The sequence below is a fragment of the Mycobacterium sp. DL99 genome (assembly GCF_004762045.1).
Taxonomy (GTDB): domain Bacteria; phylum Actinomycetota; class Actinomycetes; order Mycobacteriales; family Mycobacteriaceae; genus Mycobacterium.
Map to the genome: position 1 here is coordinate 6,417,855 of NZ_SJOM01000007.1, position 18,708 is coordinate 6,436,562.

Below are 18,708 nucleotides of genomic sequence, written 5' to 3' on the forward strand. Positions count from 1 at the left end.
AACGAATCGGCGGCTGGACAGGGGCCCGCAGGGGCAGCGCCAGGTCTAGGGCGCGAGGCTCCGCATGGTCCTGACGACGTAGTCATCCAGCAGGGCGTCGCGGGTCGGCCAATCGTTGGTCGTGATCAACAGCGCGTAGAAGCCGAGCAGGAAGAACACCGCGCTGTTCCACGGGTTGACGTCGGCGGCGACCGCGCCCTGCTGCTGGGCCAGTTCAATCTCCCTGGCCACCCCGGAGATCACCGGATGCTCCTGGCTGTCCGGTGCGGGTGGCCGGGTCTGCGAGAAGTGCAGGGCCAGAAAGTCTTTGAACAGGACGCCGCCGAGCCTACGTTCCAGCCCGATGACCAGGCGCATGGCTTCCCGCAGCCCGTCCTCCAGGCTGTGCGGTTTCTTGAGGAACTGGGTGTACTGCTTGGCGATCCGCTCCTCTTCGCGCTGCTCCAGCTCCAGCAGCACGTGCTCCTTGGTGGGGAAATGGAAGAAGAACGTGCCGTGCGCCACGCCCGCTGCGGTCACGATCGCGCCCACGTCCGCTTCGGCCATCCCCGCGCGTTTGAACTCTGCGATCGCCGCACCCATCAACCGCTCACGCGTCTGCAGGCGCTTCGCCTCACGCGCAGACAACCCGTCTGCCACAGCCATTCCGTTCCGTCGTATTGACCCGACTCAATGAAACCCACTCAATCGGCTACGACTGGACACTATCCCGGGTGGTGGGCACACCCGGCCCGGTCCTGAGCCCTACTTCCAGGCGAAGACCGGTTGTTCGAGTTCGTCGACCGGATCGGTGCGCCCCTCCAGGGCCAGCCAGCGCAACTGCAGCAGCACCGCGCCGGTCGGCGCGTGGATCAGGTCATTGCCCAACGGAATCTGCACCACCGGGCGCGGGCTCTCCGGAATCGCGATGAACCGCGGCGAATCCTCGCGCTGCAGCTGATGCAGCCCCACCCGGTACGCCGCCACCACCTCGTCGGGCGACAGGCGCAGATCCAGCCGTCCGCCGCCCCAGACCACCACCGGGGTGATGACGTATCCCGAGCGGGTCGGGTAGTCGTCGAGCAGGCCCAGCACCGCCGAGTCGGGCAGGCTCACCCCGACCTCCTCGTCCAGTTCCCGCAGCGCGGCCTCGATCGCCGACTCCCCGGGATCCAGCCGCCCGCCGGGTAGCGCCCACTGCGCGGCATGCGACGACAGCCGAGAAGTCCTGCGACACAACAGGAAAGCGGCCCCGCCGGATACGTCGACCATGCGTCCGTCGAGTCCGGGCTCCGGCATCGGCCGACCCCCGATCCACTCGTCGACCGGAGCCGGATCCACCCGGTCCTCACCGAGTTCGGAGTCGACCAGGACCACCGCGACGGCCGCGTGCCGCTTCGTCGGGTCGGTCACGGCGCGGCGCTCGTGCCCCGCCAGATGCGCACCGATGCGTTCCCGCAGGGCTTCGTCATAGGCGATCGTCACCGCTCGACCATATGCGGGACGCCCTCGACGCGACCGGCGAGGCCACGCCGCCTACTGGTCCGGCTTGCGGGTCTGCTGATACAGCGTGAGCTTCCACACTCCGTCGACCCGGTGGTAGACGCTGGACATGGCGCCGACGAACGCGGGCTCGTCGCCGTCGCGGTAGGCCGTACCCGTGTAGACCAGAGCCGCGTTGTCGTCGTCGAGGGCGATCAACCGGACGCCGCTGATCTCATACGCACGCCACGGCGGGGATTGCGCCAACGCGCTGACGACGGTGTTCCGGTCCATCACCATGCCGTTGGCGAGGACCATGACGGCGTCGGGCAGCATCAGTTCGCCGTAGAAATCGGCGCCGGAAGACTCGCACAGCGAGTCCCACCCGGCCCGTTCGATGTGCAGGAGTTCGTCGAGAACTGGACTGGTCACCGTCATCGAGTACCCGTTACGCAGACCTGGTATGCCTGAGCACCACTGTTGAAAGAGTGGTAGAAGTGATTCGTGGGTGATGTGTCGGCCCTCGCGGGCATCGCAGCAGTGACTGCGGCCGCCGCCGTGTGCACGATCGCGACACCCGTGTCCTCGGCGGCGCCGAAGTGTCCCGACATCGAGGTCGTGTTCGCCCGCGGCACCGACGAACCCGCCGGCATCGGCAATGTCGGCAAGGCGTTCGTCGACACGCTGCGCCCCATGGTCAAAGGCTCGACGGTCGACACCTACGCGGTGGAGTACCCCGCGTCGTGGGACTTCATGAAGGCCGCGGCCGGAGCCACCGACATGAGCAAGCGGATCCAGGCCACGGCGGCACGCTGCCCCAAGACCAAGATCGTGATGGGCGGCTACTCGCAGGGCGCGGCGGTGGTCGACGTCGTGGCCACCTCACCGGTCGCCGGTCTCGGCTACTCCGCCCCGCTGCCTGCCGCGGTCGTTCCGCGCGTCGCCTCTGTCGTGGTCTTCGGTAACCCGTCGGCGCGTCTCGGCCAGCCCCTGACCCGCATGAGCCCCGACTTCGGCGCCAGGACCGCGGACCTGTGCAACACCAACGACCCCATCTGCTCGCCCGGCCGGGACTGGAACGCGCACATCACCTATCCGAAATCAGGCCTGATCAAGCTCGCCGCGCAATGGGTCACGAGTCACGTCCAGCCGCCGCCTCCAAAGCCCGCTGCTCGAGGCTGAGGACCGGATAGAGCCGGTGCTTCCCCGGGAGGCCCTTCAGTTCCACTTCGCGGGCCGCACCGAGGACGATGTCATCGAGATGCCTGACCGCGTCACCGACCGGCTCGCTGACGAGGATCTCGCCGCCATCAGCCTGACCGGCCACGCGGGCCGCCATCGCGACGTCGAGACCGAACAGGTCGTCACCGCGGCGCACCGAGGTGCCCATGTGCACGCCGATCCGCACCCGGATGGCCTGCCACCGCTGGGCGTTCTCCGCGAGCGCGCTCTGCACATCGGTGGCGAACCGCACCGCGTTCTCCGGGTCGGCGAACGCGATCATGAAACCGTCGCCCTGCGTCTTGACGACATGGCCACCGTGTTTGTCGACCCGCGCCTGGACGAGCTTGTTGTGCTTCTCCAGCAGCTTCACCCAGGCCCGGTCACCCATCGCGGCGTTGTACTCGGTCGAGCCCTCGATGTCCGAGAAAACGATGACGACGCGTCCGTCAGCGGTCAGCCGCGCCAGATCCGGGCGTTCCACCTGCGCCCATCCGGCGAGGTCCTCGATCGAGTTGCGGACCGTTGCGCCCAGCCCCTTGTTGATCAGCATGTCCGCGGTCTGAAAGACCGTCTTGATGGCCAACGGCGCCACACCCCGACGACGCTTCCGCCTGCGGTCCTCATCCTCGAGCTTCATGCGCTCGATCTCACGCCGCGCGTTCGTCAGCTGCCGCCGGCTCACGATGAACAGCACCAGGAACGTGACGAACGCCGCGAACAGCACGACGACAACGACCAACAGGACGGACTCAAGCGTGGTCGGCATCGGCACCCGCTGATTATCGCCGCACACCGGTTCTCCGGCGCACATGTCACATTTCGTCGAGTCGAGGTGTCTCGAGGGGGTAATCCCCATCAACCAGGAGTGCACCATGGATGCTCGTTTGAACCTGTTCGAGAACCCGACCGCCGTCAAGATGCTCAAGTACGTCACCTCGGCGGGCAAGGTGATCACGGACTCGGCGCTCCCGGAGGCGACGCAGCAATTGGTGGCACTGCGCGCCAGCCAGATCAATGGCTGCGCCTTCTGCACCGACATGCACACCAAGGACGCGGTGCTCGCCGGGGAGACCCAGCAGCGCCTCCACCTGGTCGCGGCATGGCGGGAGGCAACGGTATTCACCGAGGCCGAACGCGCGGCCCTGGAATTGACCGAGCAGGGCACCCGGATCGCCGATGCGGCGGGCGGGGTCAGTGACGACGTGTGGGCCAATGCGGTCAAGCATTACGACGAGAACCAACTGGCCGCGCTGGTGTGCCTGATCGCCTTCATGAACACCGTCAACCGCTTGAACGTGATCGTTCAGATGCCCGCCGGCGACTACCAGCCGGGGCAGTTCGGATAACGGCGCTCTCACGCTCGTAACGCAGTGGCGGCCGAGCAGCCTGTTTTTCGCCACTGCGTTACGAACGTGGACCGTGCCTGGGCGATCGGGGATGCGGGCGAGCTGGCACGCTGGTTACCAACATGACCACTCCCCTGCTCGACGATCCGAGCGACCTCTCGGCACTGCAAGCCAAGGGCGGCGACGCCGACACGCTGTTCACCGACTTCGCCGCGTGGGCCGAGGCCAACGGCACCACGCTGTACCCGGCACAGGAAGAGGCGCTGATCGAACTGGTCAGCGGGGCGAACGTGATCCTTGCGACGCCGACCGGCTCGGGCAAATCTCTGGTGGCCACCGGGGCGATCTATGCGGCGCTCGCCGCGGACCGCGTCAGCTTCTACACCGCCCCGATCAAGGCGCTCGTGAGCGAAAAGTTCTTCGCACTGTGCGATGTGTTCGGGGCCGACAACGTCGGCATGCTCACCGGGGATGCGTCGGTGAACGCCGATGCGCCGATCATCGCCTGCACCGCCGAGATCTTGGCCAACCTCGCGCTGCGTGAAGGTGCCGACGCCGATATCGGCTTGGTGGTCATGGACGAGTTCCACTTCTATGGCGACCCGGATCGCGGCTGGGCGTGGCAGGTGCCGCTGCTCGAGCTTCCCAAGGCGCAGTTCCTGCTGATGTCGGCGACGCTGGGTGACGTCGAGTTCCTGCGCAAGGACCTGACCCGGCGCACCGGGCGGGAGACGGCGCTGGTGGCCGGGGCCGAACGGCCGGTGCCGCTGTTCTACTCGTACGCCACCACGCCGATGCACGAGACCATCGCCGACCTGCTCGACACAAAACAGGCACCGATCTACGTCGTGCATTTCACCCAGGCCTCGGCACTGGAGCGGGCTCAGGCGCTGATGAGCGTCAACGTCAGCACCAAGGAGGAGAAGGCCGCGATCGCCGAGATGATCGGCGCCTTCCGGTTCTCGACGACGTTCGGCACCACGCTGTCGCGGCTCGTGCGGCACGGCATCGGCGTCCACCACGCCGGCATGCTGCCCAAGTACCGCCGGCTGGTGGAACAGCTGGCCCAGGCCGGACTGCTCAAGGTGATCTGCGGTACCGACACCCTCGGCGTCGGCATCAACGTACCGATCCGCACCGTCGTCTTCTCCGCCCTGTCCAAGTACGACGGCACCCGGATGCGGTTACTCAACGCCCGCGAGTTCCACCAGATCGCCGGACGGGCCGGGCGCGCCGGGTACGACACCGCGGGCACCGTGGTGGTGCAGGCGCCCGACCACGAGGTGGAGAACCTCAAACAGTTCGCCAAAGTGGCCGACGATCCGAAGAAGCGTCGAAAGCTGGTGCGGCGCAAGGTCCCTGAGGGAATGGTGCCGTGGGGTGAGAACACCATGAACCGGCTGATCGACGCGGCCCCCGAAGCGTTGACCAGCAATATGCGGGTGTCGACAGCGATGATCCTCGATGTGGTCGACCGTCCGGGCGACCCGTTCGCGGCGATGCGTCGCCTCCTCACCGACAATCACGAACCGCGCAAACGTCAACTGAAGCACATCCGGGAGGCGGTCGGCATCGCCCGCTCGCTGCTGCAGGCCGGTGTGGTCGAGCGGCTTGCCGAACCCGAGGCAGACGGCCGCCGCTACCGGCTGACCGTCGACCTCCCGCCGGACTTCGCGCTCAACCAACCGCTGTCGACGTTCGCGCTGGCCGCGGTCGATGTACTGGACCCCGAATCCGAAAGTTATGCGCTGGACGTCGTTTCGGTGATCGAGGCCACGCTGGAAGATCCCCGCCAGATCCTGGCCGCCCAACTGAACAAGGCCAGGGGCGAGGCGGTGGCGGAGATGAAGGCCGAGGGCATCGAGTACGACGAACGCATCGAACTGCTCGACGAGGTCACCTATCCCAAGCCGCTGGCCGAACTGCTGGAGCACACCTACGAGCTGTACCGGCAGACCAATCCGTGGGCCGCCGACGGGCACCTGTCCCCCAAGTCCGTGGTGCGTGAGATGTGGGAGCGCGCCCTGACCTTCCGCGAGTACATCAGCGTCTATGGGTTGACCCGCTCCGAAGGGGCGGTGCTGCGCTACCTGTCCGATGCGTTCAAGGCGCTGCGCTCAGGAGTGCCGACGGCCGCGCGGACCGAAGCGCTGGCCGACATCGTCGAGTGGCTCGGCGAATTGGTGCGCCAGGTCGATTCCAGCCTGCTCGACGAGTGGGAGCAGCTGACCAGCCCGGACCAACCTCACAACGCGCCGGTGGCCGTGCCCGCCCGGCCTCGCCCGCTGACGGGCAACGAGCGGGCGTTCACCGCGATGGTGCGCAATGCGTTGTTCCGCCGGGTGGAGCTGTTCGCCCGGTCCCGCTGGGACGAGCTCGGGGCGCTCGATGCCGCATCCGGCTGGACGGCCGAGCGCTGGGCCGATGCGGGTGAGGCGTATTTCGACGAGCACGCCGAGGTGGGTACCGGAGCCGACGCACGTGGCCCGGCGTTGCTGATCTTCGATCGGCAGCCGCAGGTGTGGCGTGTGCGACAGATCCTCGAAGATCCTGCCGGAGATCACGATTGGGGCTTCGAAGTGGAAGTCGACCTGGCCGCGAGCGACGAGGACGGTGCCGCGGTGTTGCGTATCGTGGATGCGGGCCGGATGGGATAGGCACGATCGACTGACCCCGTGCCTCTTCCAGGTTATCGCGACCCCGGGGCCTTGCCGCAAGGCCCCGGTGATGGCGCACAATCGCTGGCCGAACCTGACCACGGATGAACGAGGAGCACGTGCCAGCTGACGATCACGATGTCGAAGTGCAGTCCGAACAGACCTATGTCGACGGGCTCTACTCCCGCTTGGATGCCGAACGCAACCTCGTGCGTGACCGGTACCGCACCGCGCTGCGCGAGCACGGCGGGTCCGCGGTGGAACGCGACGCCGAGGTGCTGGCGCTGGCCAAGGAAGGAAACCGGCTCGACGTAGCGGACAACGGCCTGTGCTTCGGACGGCTGGACACCGTCGACGGAGAGCGTCTCTACGTCGGGCGCCTGGGTCTCTTCGACCGCGACGACGACTACGAACCGTTGCTGCTGGACTGGCGGGCACCGTTGGCCCGGCCGTTCTACACCGCGACCGGGGCCAACCCGGAGAACATGCGCCGGCGCCGCCAGTTCCGCACGCTGGCGCGCCGCGTGCTCGATTTCACCGACGAGGTGCTGGGCCGGCCCACCGAGGGTGACGAAGGCGACGCCGCACTGCTCGCGGCGGTGAACGCCCCGCGCGATGAGGGCATGCGCGACATCGTCGCGACGATCCAGGCCGAACAGGACGAGGTCATCCGCAACGAGCACACCGGGGTGCTCGTGGTCGAGGGCGGCCCGGGCACCGGCAAGACCGTGGTGGCGCTGCATCGCGTTGCCTATCTGCTCTACACCCACCGCGAGCGCATCGAACGTCACGGCGTTCTGGTCGTCGGGCCCAACGAGGCGTTCCTGCACCACATCGGCCGGGTGCTGCCCTCGCTGGGCGAGTCCGATGCGGTGTTCATGACACCCGGCGACCTGGTTCCCGGCCTGCACGTCACCGCCGAGGACGCGCCCGAGGTGGCCGCGATCAAGGGTTCGCTGAAGATCCTCGACGTGTTGGCCGCCGCGGTGGCCGACCGCCAGGAGGTCCCGGCCGAGCCGATCTTCATCGAACTGCCCGATGTCACCGTGCGCATCGACGCCGAAACCGCGCAGTGGGCCATCGAGGAGGCCCGAGAGACCGGGCTGCCGCACAACGAGGCCCGGGCGACGTTCCGCGACATCGTCACCTACGTCCTCACCGAACGCGCCGTGGCGCGCATCGGCAAGGGGTGGCTGAGCCGCCAGGACAAGGCGGCCTGGGAGGAACTGCGGGCCAGCGTGGTCAGCGAACTCGACGACAACGCCGCGTTCGCCGGGGCACTCGATGCGCTGTGGCCGATCCTGACCCCGGAAACCCTGTTGGCCACGCTGTATTCGTCGCCCGATCGGCTGCAGGCGGCCGGCGCCGACGCCCGGTTCTTGCGAGCCGACCCCAGCGCCTGGACCGTTTCGGACGTGCCGTTGCTCGACGAACTGGTCGATCTGCTGGGCCGGGACAAGGCGGCCGACGAAGCCGCGGAACGCGAACGGCGCGAGGAAGCCGCCTACGCCGCCGGGGTGCTCGACCTGATGGTCGCCCGCGAGGATCTGATGGACGACGAGGACCACCTGCTGGCCAGCGACCTCATCGACGCCGAGGACCTGGCCGACCGGTTCATCGAACGCGACACCCGCGGACTCGCTGAACGTGCTGCGGCCGACCGGGATTGGACCTACGGTCATGTTGTGGTCGACGAAGCCCAGGAACTGTCCGAGATGGACTGGCGGGTGCTGATGCGTCGTTGCCCACGCCGGTCCTTCACGGTGGTCGGCGATCTGGCCCAGCGCCGCTCGGCCGCCGGGGCCCGATCCTGGGACACCATGCTCGAGCCGTATGTGCCCGGCCGGTGGATCTACCGGACGCTGTCGGTGAACTACCGCACCCCGGCCGAGATCATGGCGGTGGCCGGTGCACTGCTCGCTGAGTTCGCACCCGGGGTCCAGCCGCCGGAGTCGGTGCGGGCATGCGGTGTGCAGCCATGGGCGAAACACCTGACCGCCGCCGAAATCCCCGCTGCTGTCGAGGAATTCGTGCGCGATGAAGCCACCCGCGAGGGCACGTGTGTGGTGATCGGCCCGCCCGAGGTGCCCGGCGCGGTGGCCCCGTCGGACACCAAGGGCCTGGAGTTCGACGCGGTGCTCGTCGTAGAGCCCGCACACATCCTGGCCGATGGTGACCGCGGTGCCGCCGAGTTGTACGTCGCGCTCACCCGCGCGACGCAGCGCCTCGGGGTTCTGCACACCGAACCACTTCCCGACACGCTGAACGGACTCGCCCATGTCTGACGCATCATCGCCGGCAGCCACCACCTGCGCGATCGTGGGTGGTGGGCCCGCCGGGATGATGCTCGGGCTGATCCTGGCCCGGTGCGGGGTGGCGGTCACCGTCATGGAGAAGCACGCCGACTTCCTGCGTGATTTCCGCGGTGACACAGTGCATCCGAGCACCATGCGCATGCTCGATGAGCTGGGGCTGTTCGGCGAGTTCGACAAAATCGGCTACAGCAAGGTCGAGAAGGCCGAATTCCCGGTCGACGGCGGGCCCCCGGTGACGTTCGTCGATTTCCGGCGGCTGCGCCAGTCCCATCCGTACGTGGCGATGGTGCCGCAGTGGGACTTCCTCGACCTGCTGGCCGATGCGGGCCGCAGTGAACCCAACTTCACCCTGCTCATGCGGACCGAAGTGACCGGCCTGCGCAGCGACGGCGACCGTATCACCGGAGTCCGCTACACCAGCCCCGACGGCGACGGCGAGCTGCGCGCCGAGCTCACCGTGGCCTGCGACGGGCGCACGTCGGTGGTGAGGCGGGAGGCCGGGCTGGCCACGCGGGACTATCCGGTGCCCTTCGACGTGTGGTGGTTCCGCCTGCCGCGCGCCGAGGACGGCCAGTACTCGCTGATCCCGCGCACCGCGCCCGGACGTGCACTGATCATGATTCCTCGCACCGGCTACTTCCAGGTCGCCTACCTGATCCCGAAGGGCAGCGACGCCGGACTGCGCGCCCGTGGGCTGGACGCGTTCCGCACCGAGCTGGCCCAGTTGATCCCTGAGGCCGACGTGGACACACTCACCTCCTGGGACGACGTCAAGAAACTCGATGTTCAGCTCAACCGCCTGCCGCGGTGGCATCGCGACGGTCTGCTGTGCATCGGCGATGCCGCACATGCCATGTCGCCGGTCGGCGGGGTGGGCATCAACGTCGCGATCCAGGACGCCGCCGCGGCCGCACGCGTGCTGTACCAACCGCTGCGCGAGCACCGGGTCACCGAGTCCGACCTGGCCGCCGTGCAGCGCACGCGCACCGTGGCGACCACCATTACCCAAGGCTTCCAACGGATCCTGCATCGTCAGGTGCTGGCACCGGTCATGGCGGGCGCCGAGGTCACCCCGCCCGGGGCACTCGTGAGCATCATGCGCCGGTTCCCCCAACTCACCGCGATCCCCGCGTACCTTGTGGGGACCGGGGTGCGTCCCGAACACGTGCCTGAGCCGGCCCGCCGCTAGGTTCGGCATGGGAGGCAAACAGAACCCCGAACAACGCCGACGCGAATTGTGCGATGCGGCAATAGCTCTGCTCGCCCGCGAGGGCATCAAGGGTGTCACCCATCTGAAGGTCGACCGCAAGGCCGGGGTTGCCGACGGGACCACGTCGTTCTACTTCCGCACCAGCTCGGCGCTGATCCGGGCGGCCGCCAACCGCATCGCCGATCTCGACCTGGCCGATCTCACCGCGGCCACCCGATCGGAGAACGGCGGTGACGGCCCATCGCCGGCGGCCGGCCTGGCCCGCCTGGTCATCCGGTCCGGAACCGGGGCGCGCCTGGTCCGGAGCAAGGCCCGCTATGAGCTGGTCATGCCGTCCAGCCGGGACGCCGCCCTGGCCGAAGCGTTCAGCCACAACCAACAGCGGTTCTTCGAACTGCACCGGAACGTCGTGGTCGCGCTCTGCCCGGCCGACACCGACCCGGGTCTGATCGATGAAAAGGCCTATGTCCTACTGACTTTCATCAGCGGACTGATGCTTGCCCTGGCCCGCGGCGACCGTACGATCAACTCCGACGAGGAACTCCACGACATCATCACCGCGATCGTCGCGGCGGCCCCGGCCACCTCACATCGCGAAGGAGTAACCGCCGTTGACCGGTAGCGTCTGGCCGGTGATCCAGGAGCCGTGGTCGCTGCCCAGCAGCACAGCAAGGTAGGCGACGTCCTCGGGCAGGCCGGGCCTGCGGATGGGGTAGCGCGACAGGATCGCCTTGGCCTGCGGGGAGTCGGCCATCTCGGCCCACAACGGTTCGGTGAGCGGCGTGCGCATGGTGCCCAACGCGATGTTGTTGGCGGTGATGCCGTAGCGGCCGTTCTCCAGCGCGATCGACCGGGTCAGGCCCGCGGCAGCGGCCTTGGCCGCCGCGTACACCGCGCCACTGGCGTCGCCGGTTCGCCCGGCATCCGACACGATCGTCACCACCCGGCCCCATTGCCGTTCCACCATCGCCGGCAGCACCGCGCGCGTGCAATGCAGTACGCCATAGAGATTCACCTGTAGGAACGGATCCCAGTCCGCAGGGGTGGATTCGGCGAACGGCATCCGGGCGGCGAAGCCCTCGGCGCCGGCGTTGCCTGCATTGTTGACCAGGATGTCCACCGGCCCGACCGTCATGATTGCCTGCGTGACCGCCTGGTAGTCGGTGACGTCGAACGGCACCGCCACCGCATCACCGCCCGCTTCTCGCAACTCCGCGACCACAGCCTCGGCCCGGTCACCTCGGAGGTCGTTGACCAGCACCGTGGCCCCTGCGGCGGCAAAGGCAGCGGCCAGACCGCGGCCGACACCCTGTCCGGCGCCGGTGATCAACACCCGCCGGTGCGACAGATCGAATTGCAGCGTCATCGGCGGCGTCTCCTGGAACTCGGCGGTACGGACAAGGTGCCCAAGTCTCTATACCAGTAGAGACTTGGACGCTGTTCGGGCGGGGCGGGCTGCCATAGTCTGAGAACCCGTCCAAAGGAGGAACCGATGAGCGACCACGACGTACGGATGATCATTCTGTCGACCGACGACCTGGATGAATCGATCCGCTTCTACACCGAGACACTGGGAATGCCGCTGAAGTTCCGCGACGGCGCCCACTTCGCCGCGCTCGACGGTGGATCTCTCACGCTGGCCCTGGCCACGTCGGTGGATCACCCGATCCCCGGCCAGGTCGTCGTCGGGATCAAGACCGCCGACGTGGACGGTGCGGCCAAGGCCATCGAAGAAAGTGGCGGCGGAATCATCAAGCACCCGTATGACGATGCCCACGAGCGCCGGGCTGTGGTGTACGACAACAAGGGCAACGGCCTGGTCTTCTACAGTCCGCTGGCTCGCTAACCGGGCGCCGAAGCCGCGGCGTCGAGCAGGGTTTCGGCCAGCCGCGCCGCGGCCGGTGTCATCCGCTCGACCGGCGGCGCGGCGAGATAGACCTGCCACACCGGCGGGTCGCGCAACACAACGGTCCGCAGATCGCCGAAGCGGCGCGCCTCGGACGCCGGCATGAATGCGGTACCCAGGCCGGTGCCGACCAGTTCGGCAATCGCGGCGAACCCGGCCGGAACCTCGTACTGCGTCTGGGGTTGCACGCCGGCCCGGTGAAACGCCTCGTCCATCAGGCGCCGCAGTCCGAATTCAGGTGGGAAGCCGACCAGATCCTCACCGGCCAGGTCGCCCAGCTCGAGACGGCGACGTCGCGCCAGGACATGGTCGTCACGGCAGACGAACACCATGGGCTCCTCGAACAGCAGCCTCATGTCGAGCTGGGCCGGGAACCGGTTGGGCAGTGAGACCAGGGCAAGATCCAGCGAGCCCTCCAGAAGTGCCGCCAGATAGGCCGATGCACCGGACTGGCTCAGCCGCAACCGCAACCGGACAAAGGGGTGGGCACGGTGGAAGTCGCCGAGAGCACCGGCGACATCGACCGGACCATAGGAGATCAACGAGCCGAATTCGACCGTACCCATGAGTGATCCACGGAACTGTCCGGCAGATTCAGCTGCCGCACGGGCCGCGTGCAGCACCTCGTAGGCATGCGACCGGAAAGCCTCCCCGGCGGCGGTCAGGCTGATCCGTTGCCGCGACCGGTCGAACAGTTCTACCCCGAGCTCACGCTCCAGCTTCGCGATCGACGTCGACAACGCCGACTGGACGACGTGCGCCCGCTCGGCGGCACGGGTGAAACTCATCTCGCCGGCGACCGCGATGAAGTGTTCGATCTGTCGTAACTCCACCGTGTCAGCCTATCTATCTGATCGATAGGTCTCATCAGATCCAATCGTTGGACTTGATGGCGTGGTGCGGGTGGGATGGATACCACGAGCCCGCGAGAAGGAGCAGCAACGGTGACTGGTTTGAGTAGAAGGAACTTCGGCTTCCTCACGGCGGCCGCGGCCGGCGCGGCAACGCTGGCGGCCTGCGGCACCTCACCCGCGCCCGCTCCGCCACCCGGACCACCGGCCAAGCCGTCGCACACCATGAACCCGGTCAGACAGATCGACGCCGGCGAACTCAATGTCGCCTACACCGAGGCCGGGCCCGCCGATGGGCGCGCGGTGATCCTGCTGCACGGCTGGCCCTACGACATCCACAGCTACGCCGATGCCTCGGCACTGCTCGCCGAGCGGGGCTTTCGCGTCATCGTGCCGTTCCTGCGCGGCTTCGGTTCCACCCGGTTCCGCTCCGCCGACACCGTGCGCAACGGTCAGCAGGCCGCACTGGCGCACGACGTCATCGCCTTGATGGACGCGCTGAACATCCCCAAGGCCGTGCTCGGCGGATATGACTGGGGCGGACGCACCGCCAACAACGTTGCCGCCCTGTGGCCGCAACGCTGCGCGGGACTGGTCGCGGTCAGCGGCTACATCACCGTGAACCTGGCCGCCAACCTCAAGCCGCTGGCGCCCGAGGCCGAACTGGGTTGGTGGTACCAGTACTACTTCGCCACCCCGCGCGGTGAACTCGGCTACCGCGAGAACACCAGGGAATTCAACAAGCTGATCTGGACCAAGGCCTCACCGCTGTGGCATTTCGACGACGCCACCTACGACCTGTCCGCCGCGGCGTTCGACAACCCTGACCACGTCGACATCGTCGTGCACAACTACCGGTGGCGGCTCAGCCTGGCCCCCGGTGAGGCCCGCTACGACGCGGACGAGGCACGGCTGGCCGGCAAGCCGCCCGTCACGGTTCCGACCATCACGATCGGTTCCGACTTCGACGGCGCGGCCAAGGACGGAGCCGGCTACCGCGCGCTCTACACCGGGCCCTACGAACACCGCATCCTCAACGGCATCGGACACAACGTGCCGCAGGAGGCACCCGAGCAGTTCGTCGCCGCGATCGCCGACGTCAGTCGCATGGGTGGGCGCTGAACTCACGCTCGCGTCAGGGGTACGGCCGTCCGGTCAGCTCTCGGATCGTGCGAATCTCACCGTCCCGATACGGTCGTCCATCCGCGTGGAACAGGTCGTGGAACCACACCTGCGGGGGCGACTTATAGGGATGATCCCAAGAATCCCACGGTAGATAGGTCTGCGTCTTACCCGCCACCAGGCCCCAGCTGTAGGCACCGACGTTGTGCCGTTTGGCGATTGGCAACACGCCCTCGACCGTGCTGCCCTCACCTCGTGCCAGGAATTCGGTGCACAGGATCGGACGTCCCATGGGTGCCAGCTCGCCGATCCGGGCCTCGAATCCGGCCGGATCGTCGTAACTGTGAAAGGTCAGCACGTCCGAGAGGTCGAGCTGGATCGTGGCCATCGCACTGCGCTGCTGTGGGTCCGCCCAGGCCCCGTCCCAGACACCACTGGTCAACGGCTGCACGGGGTCGACCGAGCGGGCCCAGGCGAAAACCTCGGGCAACAGTTTCTCGATCAGGCTGACCTTGTCCTGCCGTTCCACCTCGCGGTAGTTGGCTGCGGGATTGTCGGGTTCATTCCACAGGTCCCACCCCAGTACCCGGTCATCATGACGGAACTGGCTGATCACCCCGGTGACGTACTCACGCAACATTCGCCGGTACCGGCGATCGTCCAGGTTCTGCGCACCCGGGCTCTGAACCCACACCGAGTTGTGTATCCCGGGCCGTGGCCGCCGCTGGCGCCCCAACCGGGGAAACGGGTCCCAGCAGGAATCGAACAGCACGAACAGCGGTTTGATGCCGTGGCTGGAGGCCAGAGCAACGAACTGGGCCAGTCGGTTCTGAAAGCCCAAGTGGCCCTGGGCCCACAGCTGGTCATGCAGGAACACCCGCACCGTGTTCAATCCGGCCAACCGGGCGATGCGCAACTCATTGTCGATCCGCTGCGGGTCATAGGTTTCCGGTTGGAACATCTCCAACTGATTGCCCGCGTTGGACGGAATGAAGTTGGCGCCGACCAGCCAACCCTGCACGGCGTACCAGCGGTGCGCCCGCTCGGGCGACCAGCGGGCTCCGTGGCCGTCGATTTTCGCGTGGGCCTCCGGCGCCCTGGCCACCGACAAGCCCGCGGTGACGAGCAGCGACAGCTTGAACGCGGCACGACGGCCCAAACCGGCACCGTCGTCTTTCCTGTTGACCTGCATCACTTTACGAATAAAACGCATCTCCCTGTGCGAACACTGACGGCACCAAGGGGTACCCGTCGCACGCGCGATCCCAACTCCACAGCGAGTTGTCGACGACGCGTCCGCGGGCAATGTCCCGACAGGTTCGACGCCAGCCCCCCCGACCGGCGTTCGGAAACCGAACTGCTGACGCTGAACGACCAGGCCACTCAGGCCCGGCACCCCCATGCCGCCATCAATGATCCCACGGGCGTTCAGCCCGTGCGCGGCTGACTAACTGCCGGCAGCGGCCAGCCGGGCGCGTTCCCGCATCGAGGCGACGACGCCGCCGTCGTTGAGGATGTCCGTACCGGTGAGGTAACCGGCCCGGTCACTGACGCAGTAGGCCAGCAGATCGGCCATCTCCTCCGGCTTGCCCCACCGTGGCACCGCGGCGTCGGCAACCATGGCACCCGCCCCCGCCTGTTCCTCCAGCCGGCCCATCTCGGTGTCGATGGAGCCCGGGGAAACCGAGACGATGCGGATGCCGCGGCCGTTGAACCGCTCGGCCTGCGACGAGCTGTACCACTTCACGAACGCCTTGCTGATCGCGTAGGAGAAACCGGACCGCATGTCCTCCGGAGCGATGTTGCACGCCGCGAGCATTTCGGTGAGGAATCGGTCCTGGTCCTGCAGCGCCAGCGGAAAGTGCTGCGCAGGAATGATCTCCTCGGGCAGCAGGTGCGCCGCCATCGATGCCACGTTGACGATCGCCGCTCCCTCGCCCGCGGACGCGAAAAAGGCCTCGTTCACGTGCAGCGTGCCCAGCGCGTTGGTTCTCATGACGTACTCGGCGTCACCCATGCTCGGGCTGACCCCGGCCGCATGGACGACGGCGCCGACCGTGCCGAGCCCGGCCGCGGTCTCGAACAGCCGATCGACGGCCTCCCGATCGGTGACATCGGCATTGACGATCGCGGCCGCGATACCCAGGTCGGCCAGCGCGGTGGCCGCGCCTTCGAGGCGCTCCTGTCGCACATCGCACAACACCACCGGCTGGTCCCGCCCGACGACCTTGGCCGTCGCGAGTCCCATGCCACCTGCGCCGCCTGTGATCACCGTCACCCGTGTCATGACCAGCACGGTATACGCAGGTCCGGGGCCCCGCCGCGGCGGGGCCGTGCAACTGCTCAGCGTCCTCAGGCCGCGGTGTCCTGGTCTCCGCCATCCGATGGGGTGCCCGAGCGCCTGGCGCGCACGGATTCCAGCGCACCGGCGCCGACGTGGGCGGCGACCACGATCCCGGTCAGGTAGGTGAAATGGGCCAGCAGGGTGTGGGCGAGTGGATCCACATTGCCCATCGGCTGCCCGTTGTTCGCCCGCGAGAACAGACTCCAACTGACGATGATCAGATAGCTCGTGACGAAGGCCGAGACGATCGCATCCCGCACCGCGGTTCGGTTGCGCTCCGGGTCGGAGTTGCCATGCTGAATTATCCAGACCATCAGGAACGTCCACAGTCCGACCAGCGCCGCCCCGACCTGCAGTGGCCAGTACTCCGACAGCTCGGCAGCCGCGATCGGCGCAGCCACGGCCACGATCACGTCAACGGCGACAAGCGATACGAGCTTGACTTCGGCCATGGGTGAAGTCTTCGCCGAGACGCACGAGCAGGCACGAGTACCGCACTACCCGAATGTGCGACGGGATTTTCCCGGCAGCCAATCTGAGCGGCCCGCTGTGCAGGCGGACCGAGCGGCATATAACGGGTAGTGATGACAGATGGCCCATCGATGACGCAGGCGAACCGCTGTCGATTGCCCGTGGTGGATCGTCCGCTATGACCTGCCCGTATTGCGGATCCCCGCTCGATGAAACCGACACCTGCAGCCGCTGCGGGCAGATCCACGAAACCGCACCGACCGGATGGCGACCGGACCCCACGGCCCGCCACGAAGGCCGCTACTTCGTCACCGGACATCCGACGAATCGGGTTCGTGACGGCCGGACCACGTCGACCGACCCCGTCGGCGGCCGGATGCTGCCCGACTACCTCGAGTTGAAGACCGCGGGCATCCGGTCGACCTGGCTGGGAACCACCGCGGCGGCGGCGATCATCGTGATGACCGCCGCGGTGGTATGGATCCTCCTGGTGGCGGGCCACAGACCGCCGCCCCCGCCGGAGGCCGGATACCTTGCCGCACTGAAGGATGCCGGGATCAGCGATCAGTTCAATTCCGACGCCAACGCTGTCGCCCACGGGCGGCAGGTGTGCCGCCGGCTGGAAGACGGTGAAGCCCAACAGGGCCTACTCGCCGACAAGATCGCCGTCGAAGCGTTCTGCCCGCGTTTCTCCGAAGGCTTCCATGTGCTCGAAAAGACGACGGTCGCAGGTACTTTCATTCTCTCTGACAACGTGGGCGCCGAGGGCATCGTCTCCGACGGAACAGCATGCCAAGGCGCAAACGGATACTCCGACGTCAATCCGGGCACCATCGTCACCGTCAAGAACGGCAAAGGCGACGTACTCGCCACCACCACCCTGGGGCCCGGTAAGGGCGACGCCGCCAGCTGCACCTTCTCCTTCAGCGTGCCGTTGACCGAAGGTCAGGATCGCTACGTGCTCTCCGTCGGACGTCGCGGCGAATTCAGCTACACCTTCGAACAACTTGTGGCCAAAGGGATCCGGATGCAGCTCGGTCAATGATGTTTGCGAGAATCGCGCCCTCGCGCAGAGTTGGGCCATTGCCGCGCGACGCCATATCACGACGTACGCCGCCGGTTGGAAACGATGCGGTCACGACTACGGCTCGCTCACATGTCAACCCCGCAACCATCTGAAAACTTGTGTGGACACCGATTTCAGACAGTTCTACGGTTCAGCTCGTCACAATTTTCACCGATGTAATTTCCACACGAATCAAGGGAGCTGATCGGGGATGGCCACCTTTGCTCATATCACGGTCAAAACTGTTGTCAGCGCAGGATTGTGCATGACCGCAGTAGCGACCGCAGTAGCGCTGAGCCCGCACGCCGCGGCAGCGCTGCAACTCAAGACAGGCGGGTACAAGTGCGTCGACGGTGCCGCCGGTGCGGCGCCCGGTGCGCCGTGCGCGGCTGCGGCAGTCGAAGCCGCGGGAATCGTCCCGGCCGCGGTCCCGCCGGCACCACTGGCACCGCCACCGGTTGCCGTCCCGCCGGTACCACTCGCACCACCGCCGGTGCCGGTGCCTCCGGTGCCCCTCGCACCGCCGGTGCCGGTCGTACCGGCCGCCGCTCCGGTCCCCGCGGCTGCACCTATCGCCGCTCCGGTGGCGATCGCCGCAGGCACCGGAAAGGGCGTCCCGACCGTTTCGCCCGGGGGCGGCCCGGTCGCCGGGACTCCCACGCTGCCCGGTCCCGCGGACGGCTGATCCCACCTCGTCACGGAGCGCAAAAAGGCGCCCGGCTCACCAGCCGGGCG

19 protein-coding genes are annotated in these 18,708 nt (G+C 67.4%); 10 read left to right on the plus strand and 9 right to left on the minus strand.

Annotated elements, in window-relative coordinates; genetic code table 11:
- Nucleotides 1–45: 45 nt before the first annotated feature.
- From EYZ64_RS31215 to EYZ64_RS31225, 3 genes are all read right to left on the minus strand, one after another.
- The gene (locus EYZ64_RS31215) at nucleotides 46–645 is read right to left on the minus strand and encodes a TetR/AcrR family transcriptional regulator (RefSeq protein WP_135459598.1); all 600 of its coding nucleotides are present in this window, start codon (nucleotides 643–645) and stop codon (nucleotides 46–48) included.
- 99 nt (nucleotides 646–744) lie between these two features.
- Nucleotides 745–1,464, minus strand: a complete 720-nt coding sequence (locus EYZ64_RS31220) for an NUDIX hydrolase (protein ID WP_135459599.1) — start codon at nucleotides 1,462–1,464, stop codon at nucleotides 745–747.
- 51 nt (nucleotides 1,465–1,515) lie between these two features.
- On the minus strand, nucleotides 1,516–1,899 hold the full coding sequence (locus EYZ64_RS31225) for a nuclear transport factor 2 family protein (protein WP_135459600.1): 384 nt from the start codon (nucleotides 1,897–1,899) through the stop codon (nucleotides 1,516–1,518).
- 75 nt (nucleotides 1,900–1,974) lie between these two features.
- Here EYZ64_RS31225 and EYZ64_RS31230 point away from each other — a divergent pair, with 75 nt between their 5' ends.
- Nucleotides 1,975–2,643 (plus strand): cutinase family protein, encoded by a 669-nt coding sequence (locus EYZ64_RS31230; protein WP_450071600.1) that lies wholly within the window; start codon nucleotides 1,975–1,977, stop codon nucleotides 2,641–2,643.
- Here EYZ64_RS31230 and EYZ64_RS31235 read toward each other — a convergent pair.
- Entirely contained in the window at nucleotides 2,594–3,451 is an 858-nt protein-coding gene (locus EYZ64_RS31235) for an adenylate/guanylate cyclase domain-containing protein (protein WP_210115715.1), read from the minus strand. The genes EYZ64_RS31230 and EYZ64_RS31235 overlap by 50 nt on opposite strands.
- 106 nt (nucleotides 3,452–3,557) lie before the next feature.
- On the opposite strand from EYZ64_RS31235, the gene EYZ64_RS31240 reads away from it, so the two are divergent.
- From EYZ64_RS31240 to EYZ64_RS31260, 5 genes are all read left to right on the plus strand, one after another.
- A complete protein-coding gene (locus EYZ64_RS31240) occupies nucleotides 3,558–4,031 on the plus strand; it encodes a carboxymuconolactone decarboxylase family protein (protein ID WP_135459601.1) in 474 nt (157 codons plus the stop codon).
- Nucleotides 4,032–4,153: 122 nt separating this feature from the next.
- Complete coding sequence (locus tag EYZ64_RS31245) at nucleotides 4,154–6,688, plus strand: DEAD/DEAH box helicase (protein ID WP_135459602.1); 2,535 nt, start codon at nucleotides 4,154–4,156, stop codon at nucleotides 6,686–6,688.
- Nucleotides 6,689–6,807: 119 nt separating this feature from the next.
- A complete protein-coding gene (gene helR, locus EYZ64_RS31250) occupies nucleotides 6,808–8,973 on the plus strand; it encodes an RNA polymerase recycling motor ATPase HelR (protein ID WP_135459603.1) in 2,166 nt (721 codons plus the stop codon).
- The gene (locus EYZ64_RS31255) at nucleotides 8,966–10,192 is read left to right on the plus strand and encodes an FAD-dependent oxidoreductase (protein ID WP_135459604.1); all 1,227 of its coding nucleotides are present in this window, start codon (nucleotides 8,966–8,968) and stop codon (nucleotides 10,190–10,192) included. Before helR ends, EYZ64_RS31255 begins: the two co-directional genes overlap by 8 nt.
- Before the next feature lie 7 nt (nucleotides 10,193–10,199).
- Nucleotides 10,200–10,835 (plus strand): TetR/AcrR family transcriptional regulator, encoded by a 636-nt coding sequence (locus tag EYZ64_RS31260; RefSeq protein ID WP_135459605.1) that lies wholly within the window; start codon nucleotides 10,200–10,202, stop codon nucleotides 10,833–10,835.
- Here EYZ64_RS31260 and EYZ64_RS31265 read toward each other — a convergent pair.
- Nucleotides 10,800–11,579 carry an SDR family NAD(P)-dependent oxidoreductase gene (locus EYZ64_RS31265; RefSeq protein ID WP_135459606.1) on the minus strand — a complete coding sequence of 260 codons (780 nt, stop codon included), beginning with the start codon at nucleotides 11,577–11,579 and terminating at the stop codon, nucleotides 10,800–10,802. The two genes, EYZ64_RS31260 and EYZ64_RS31265, sit on opposite strands and share 36 nt — an antisense overlap.
- A 126-nt stretch (nucleotides 11,580–11,705) precedes the next feature.
- Here EYZ64_RS31265 and EYZ64_RS31270 point away from each other — a divergent pair, with 126 nt between their 5' ends.
- Entirely contained in the window at nucleotides 11,706–12,059 is a 354-nt protein-coding gene (locus EYZ64_RS31270) for a VOC family protein (protein ID WP_036443520.1), read from the plus strand.
- Here EYZ64_RS31270 and EYZ64_RS31275 read toward each other — a convergent pair.
- Nucleotides 12,056–12,952 carry a LysR family transcriptional regulator gene (locus tag EYZ64_RS31275; RefSeq protein ID WP_135459607.1) on the minus strand — a complete coding sequence of 299 codons (897 nt, stop codon included), beginning with the start codon at nucleotides 12,950–12,952 and terminating at the stop codon, nucleotides 12,056–12,058. The genes EYZ64_RS31270 and EYZ64_RS31275 overlap by 4 nt on opposite strands.
- A gap of 75 nt (nucleotides 12,953–13,027) precedes the next feature.
- Here EYZ64_RS31275 and EYZ64_RS31280 point away from each other — a divergent pair, with 75 nt between their 5' ends.
- Complete coding sequence (locus EYZ64_RS31280; protein WP_135459608.1) at nucleotides 13,028–14,092, plus strand: alpha/beta fold hydrolase; 1,065 nt, start codon at nucleotides 13,028–13,030, stop codon at nucleotides 14,090–14,092.
- A gap of 13 nt (nucleotides 14,093–14,105) precedes the next feature.
- Here the strand turns inward: EYZ64_RS31280 and EYZ64_RS31285 are convergent, their stop codons facing one another.
- From EYZ64_RS31285 to EYZ64_RS31295, 3 genes are all read right to left on the minus strand, one after another.
- Complete coding sequence (locus EYZ64_RS31285) at nucleotides 14,106–15,251, minus strand: glycoside hydrolase 5 family protein (RefSeq protein ID WP_135460358.1); 1,146 nt, start codon at nucleotides 15,249–15,251, stop codon at nucleotides 14,106–14,108.
- A gap of 288 nt (nucleotides 15,252–15,539) precedes the next feature.
- Nucleotides 15,540–16,379, minus strand: a complete 840-nt coding sequence (locus tag EYZ64_RS31290) for an SDR family oxidoreductase (RefSeq protein WP_135459609.1) — start codon at nucleotides 16,377–16,379, stop codon at nucleotides 15,540–15,542.
- 65 nt (nucleotides 16,380–16,444) lie between these two features.
- Nucleotides 16,445–16,888 carry a hypothetical protein gene (locus tag EYZ64_RS31295; RefSeq protein WP_135459610.1) on the minus strand — a complete coding sequence of 148 codons (444 nt, stop codon included), beginning with the start codon at nucleotides 16,886–16,888 and terminating at the stop codon, nucleotides 16,445–16,447.
- Nucleotides 16,889–17,085: 197 nt separating this feature from the next.
- Between EYZ64_RS31295 and EYZ64_RS31300 the strand changes: the two genes are divergently transcribed.
- A complete protein-coding gene (locus EYZ64_RS31300) occupies nucleotides 17,086–17,952 on the plus strand; it encodes a DUF732 domain-containing protein (RefSeq protein WP_135459611.1) in 867 nt (288 codons plus the stop codon).
- A gap of 286 nt (nucleotides 17,953–18,238) precedes the next feature.
- Entirely contained in the window at nucleotides 18,239–18,658 is a 420-nt protein-coding gene (locus tag EYZ64_RS31305; protein ID WP_135459612.1) for a hypothetical protein, read from the plus strand.
- Nucleotides 18,659–18,708 lie beyond the last annotated feature (50 nt).

Excerpts from the sequence above, each read along its gene's own strand:
- EYZ64_RS31215 (WP_135459598.1), bottom strand. The coding sequence starts at position 645 with ATGGCTGTGGCAGACGGGTTGTCTGCGCGTGAGGCGAAGCGCCTGCAG.
- EYZ64_RS31225 (WP_135459600.1), bottom strand. The coding sequence starts at position 1,899 with ATGACGGTGACCAGTCCAGTTCTCGACGAACTCCTGCACATCGAACGG.
- EYZ64_RS31235 (WP_210115715.1), bottom strand. The coding sequence starts at position 3,451 with ATGCCGACCACGCTTGAGTCCGTCCTGTTGGTCGTTGTCGTCGTGCTG.
- EYZ64_RS31240 (WP_135459601.1), top strand. The coding sequence starts at position 3,558 with ATGGATGCTCGTTTGAACCTGTTCGAGAACCCGACCGCCGTCAAGATG.
- EYZ64_RS31245 (WP_135459602.1), top strand. The coding sequence starts at position 4,154 with ATGACCACTCCCCTGCTCGACGATCCGAGCGACCTCTCGGCACTGCAA.
- EYZ64_RS31255 (WP_135459604.1), top strand. The coding sequence starts at position 8,966 with ATGTCTGACGCATCATCGCCGGCAGCCACCACCTGCGCGATCGTGGGT.
- EYZ64_RS31260 (WP_135459605.1), top strand. The coding sequence starts at position 10,200 with ATGGGAGGCAAACAGAACCCCGAACAACGCCGACGCGAATTGTGCGAT.
- EYZ64_RS31265 (WP_135459606.1), bottom strand. The coding sequence starts at position 11,579 with ATGACGCTGCAATTCGATCTGTCGCACCGGCGGGTGTTGATCACCGGC.
- EYZ64_RS31270 (WP_036443520.1), top strand. The coding sequence starts at position 11,706 with ATGAGCGACCACGACGTACGGATGATCATTCTGTCGACCGACGACCTG.
- EYZ64_RS31280 (WP_135459608.1), top strand. The coding sequence starts at position 13,028 with ATGGATACCACGAGCCCGCGAGAAGGAGCAGCAACGGTGACTGGTTTG.
- EYZ64_RS31290 (WP_135459609.1), bottom strand. The coding sequence starts at position 16,379 with ATGACACGGGTGACGGTGATCACAGGCGGCGCAGGTGGCATGGGACTC.
- EYZ64_RS31295 (WP_135459610.1), bottom strand. The coding sequence starts at position 16,888 with ATGGCCGAAGTCAAGCTCGTATCGCTTGTCGCCGTTGACGTGATCGTG.
- EYZ64_RS31300 (WP_135459611.1), top strand. The coding sequence starts at position 17,086 with ATGACCTGCCCGTATTGCGGATCCCCGCTCGATGAAACCGACACCTGC.
- EYZ64_RS31305 (WP_135459612.1), top strand. The coding sequence starts at position 18,239 with ATGACCGCAGTAGCGACCGCAGTAGCGCTGAGCCCGCACGCCGCGGCA.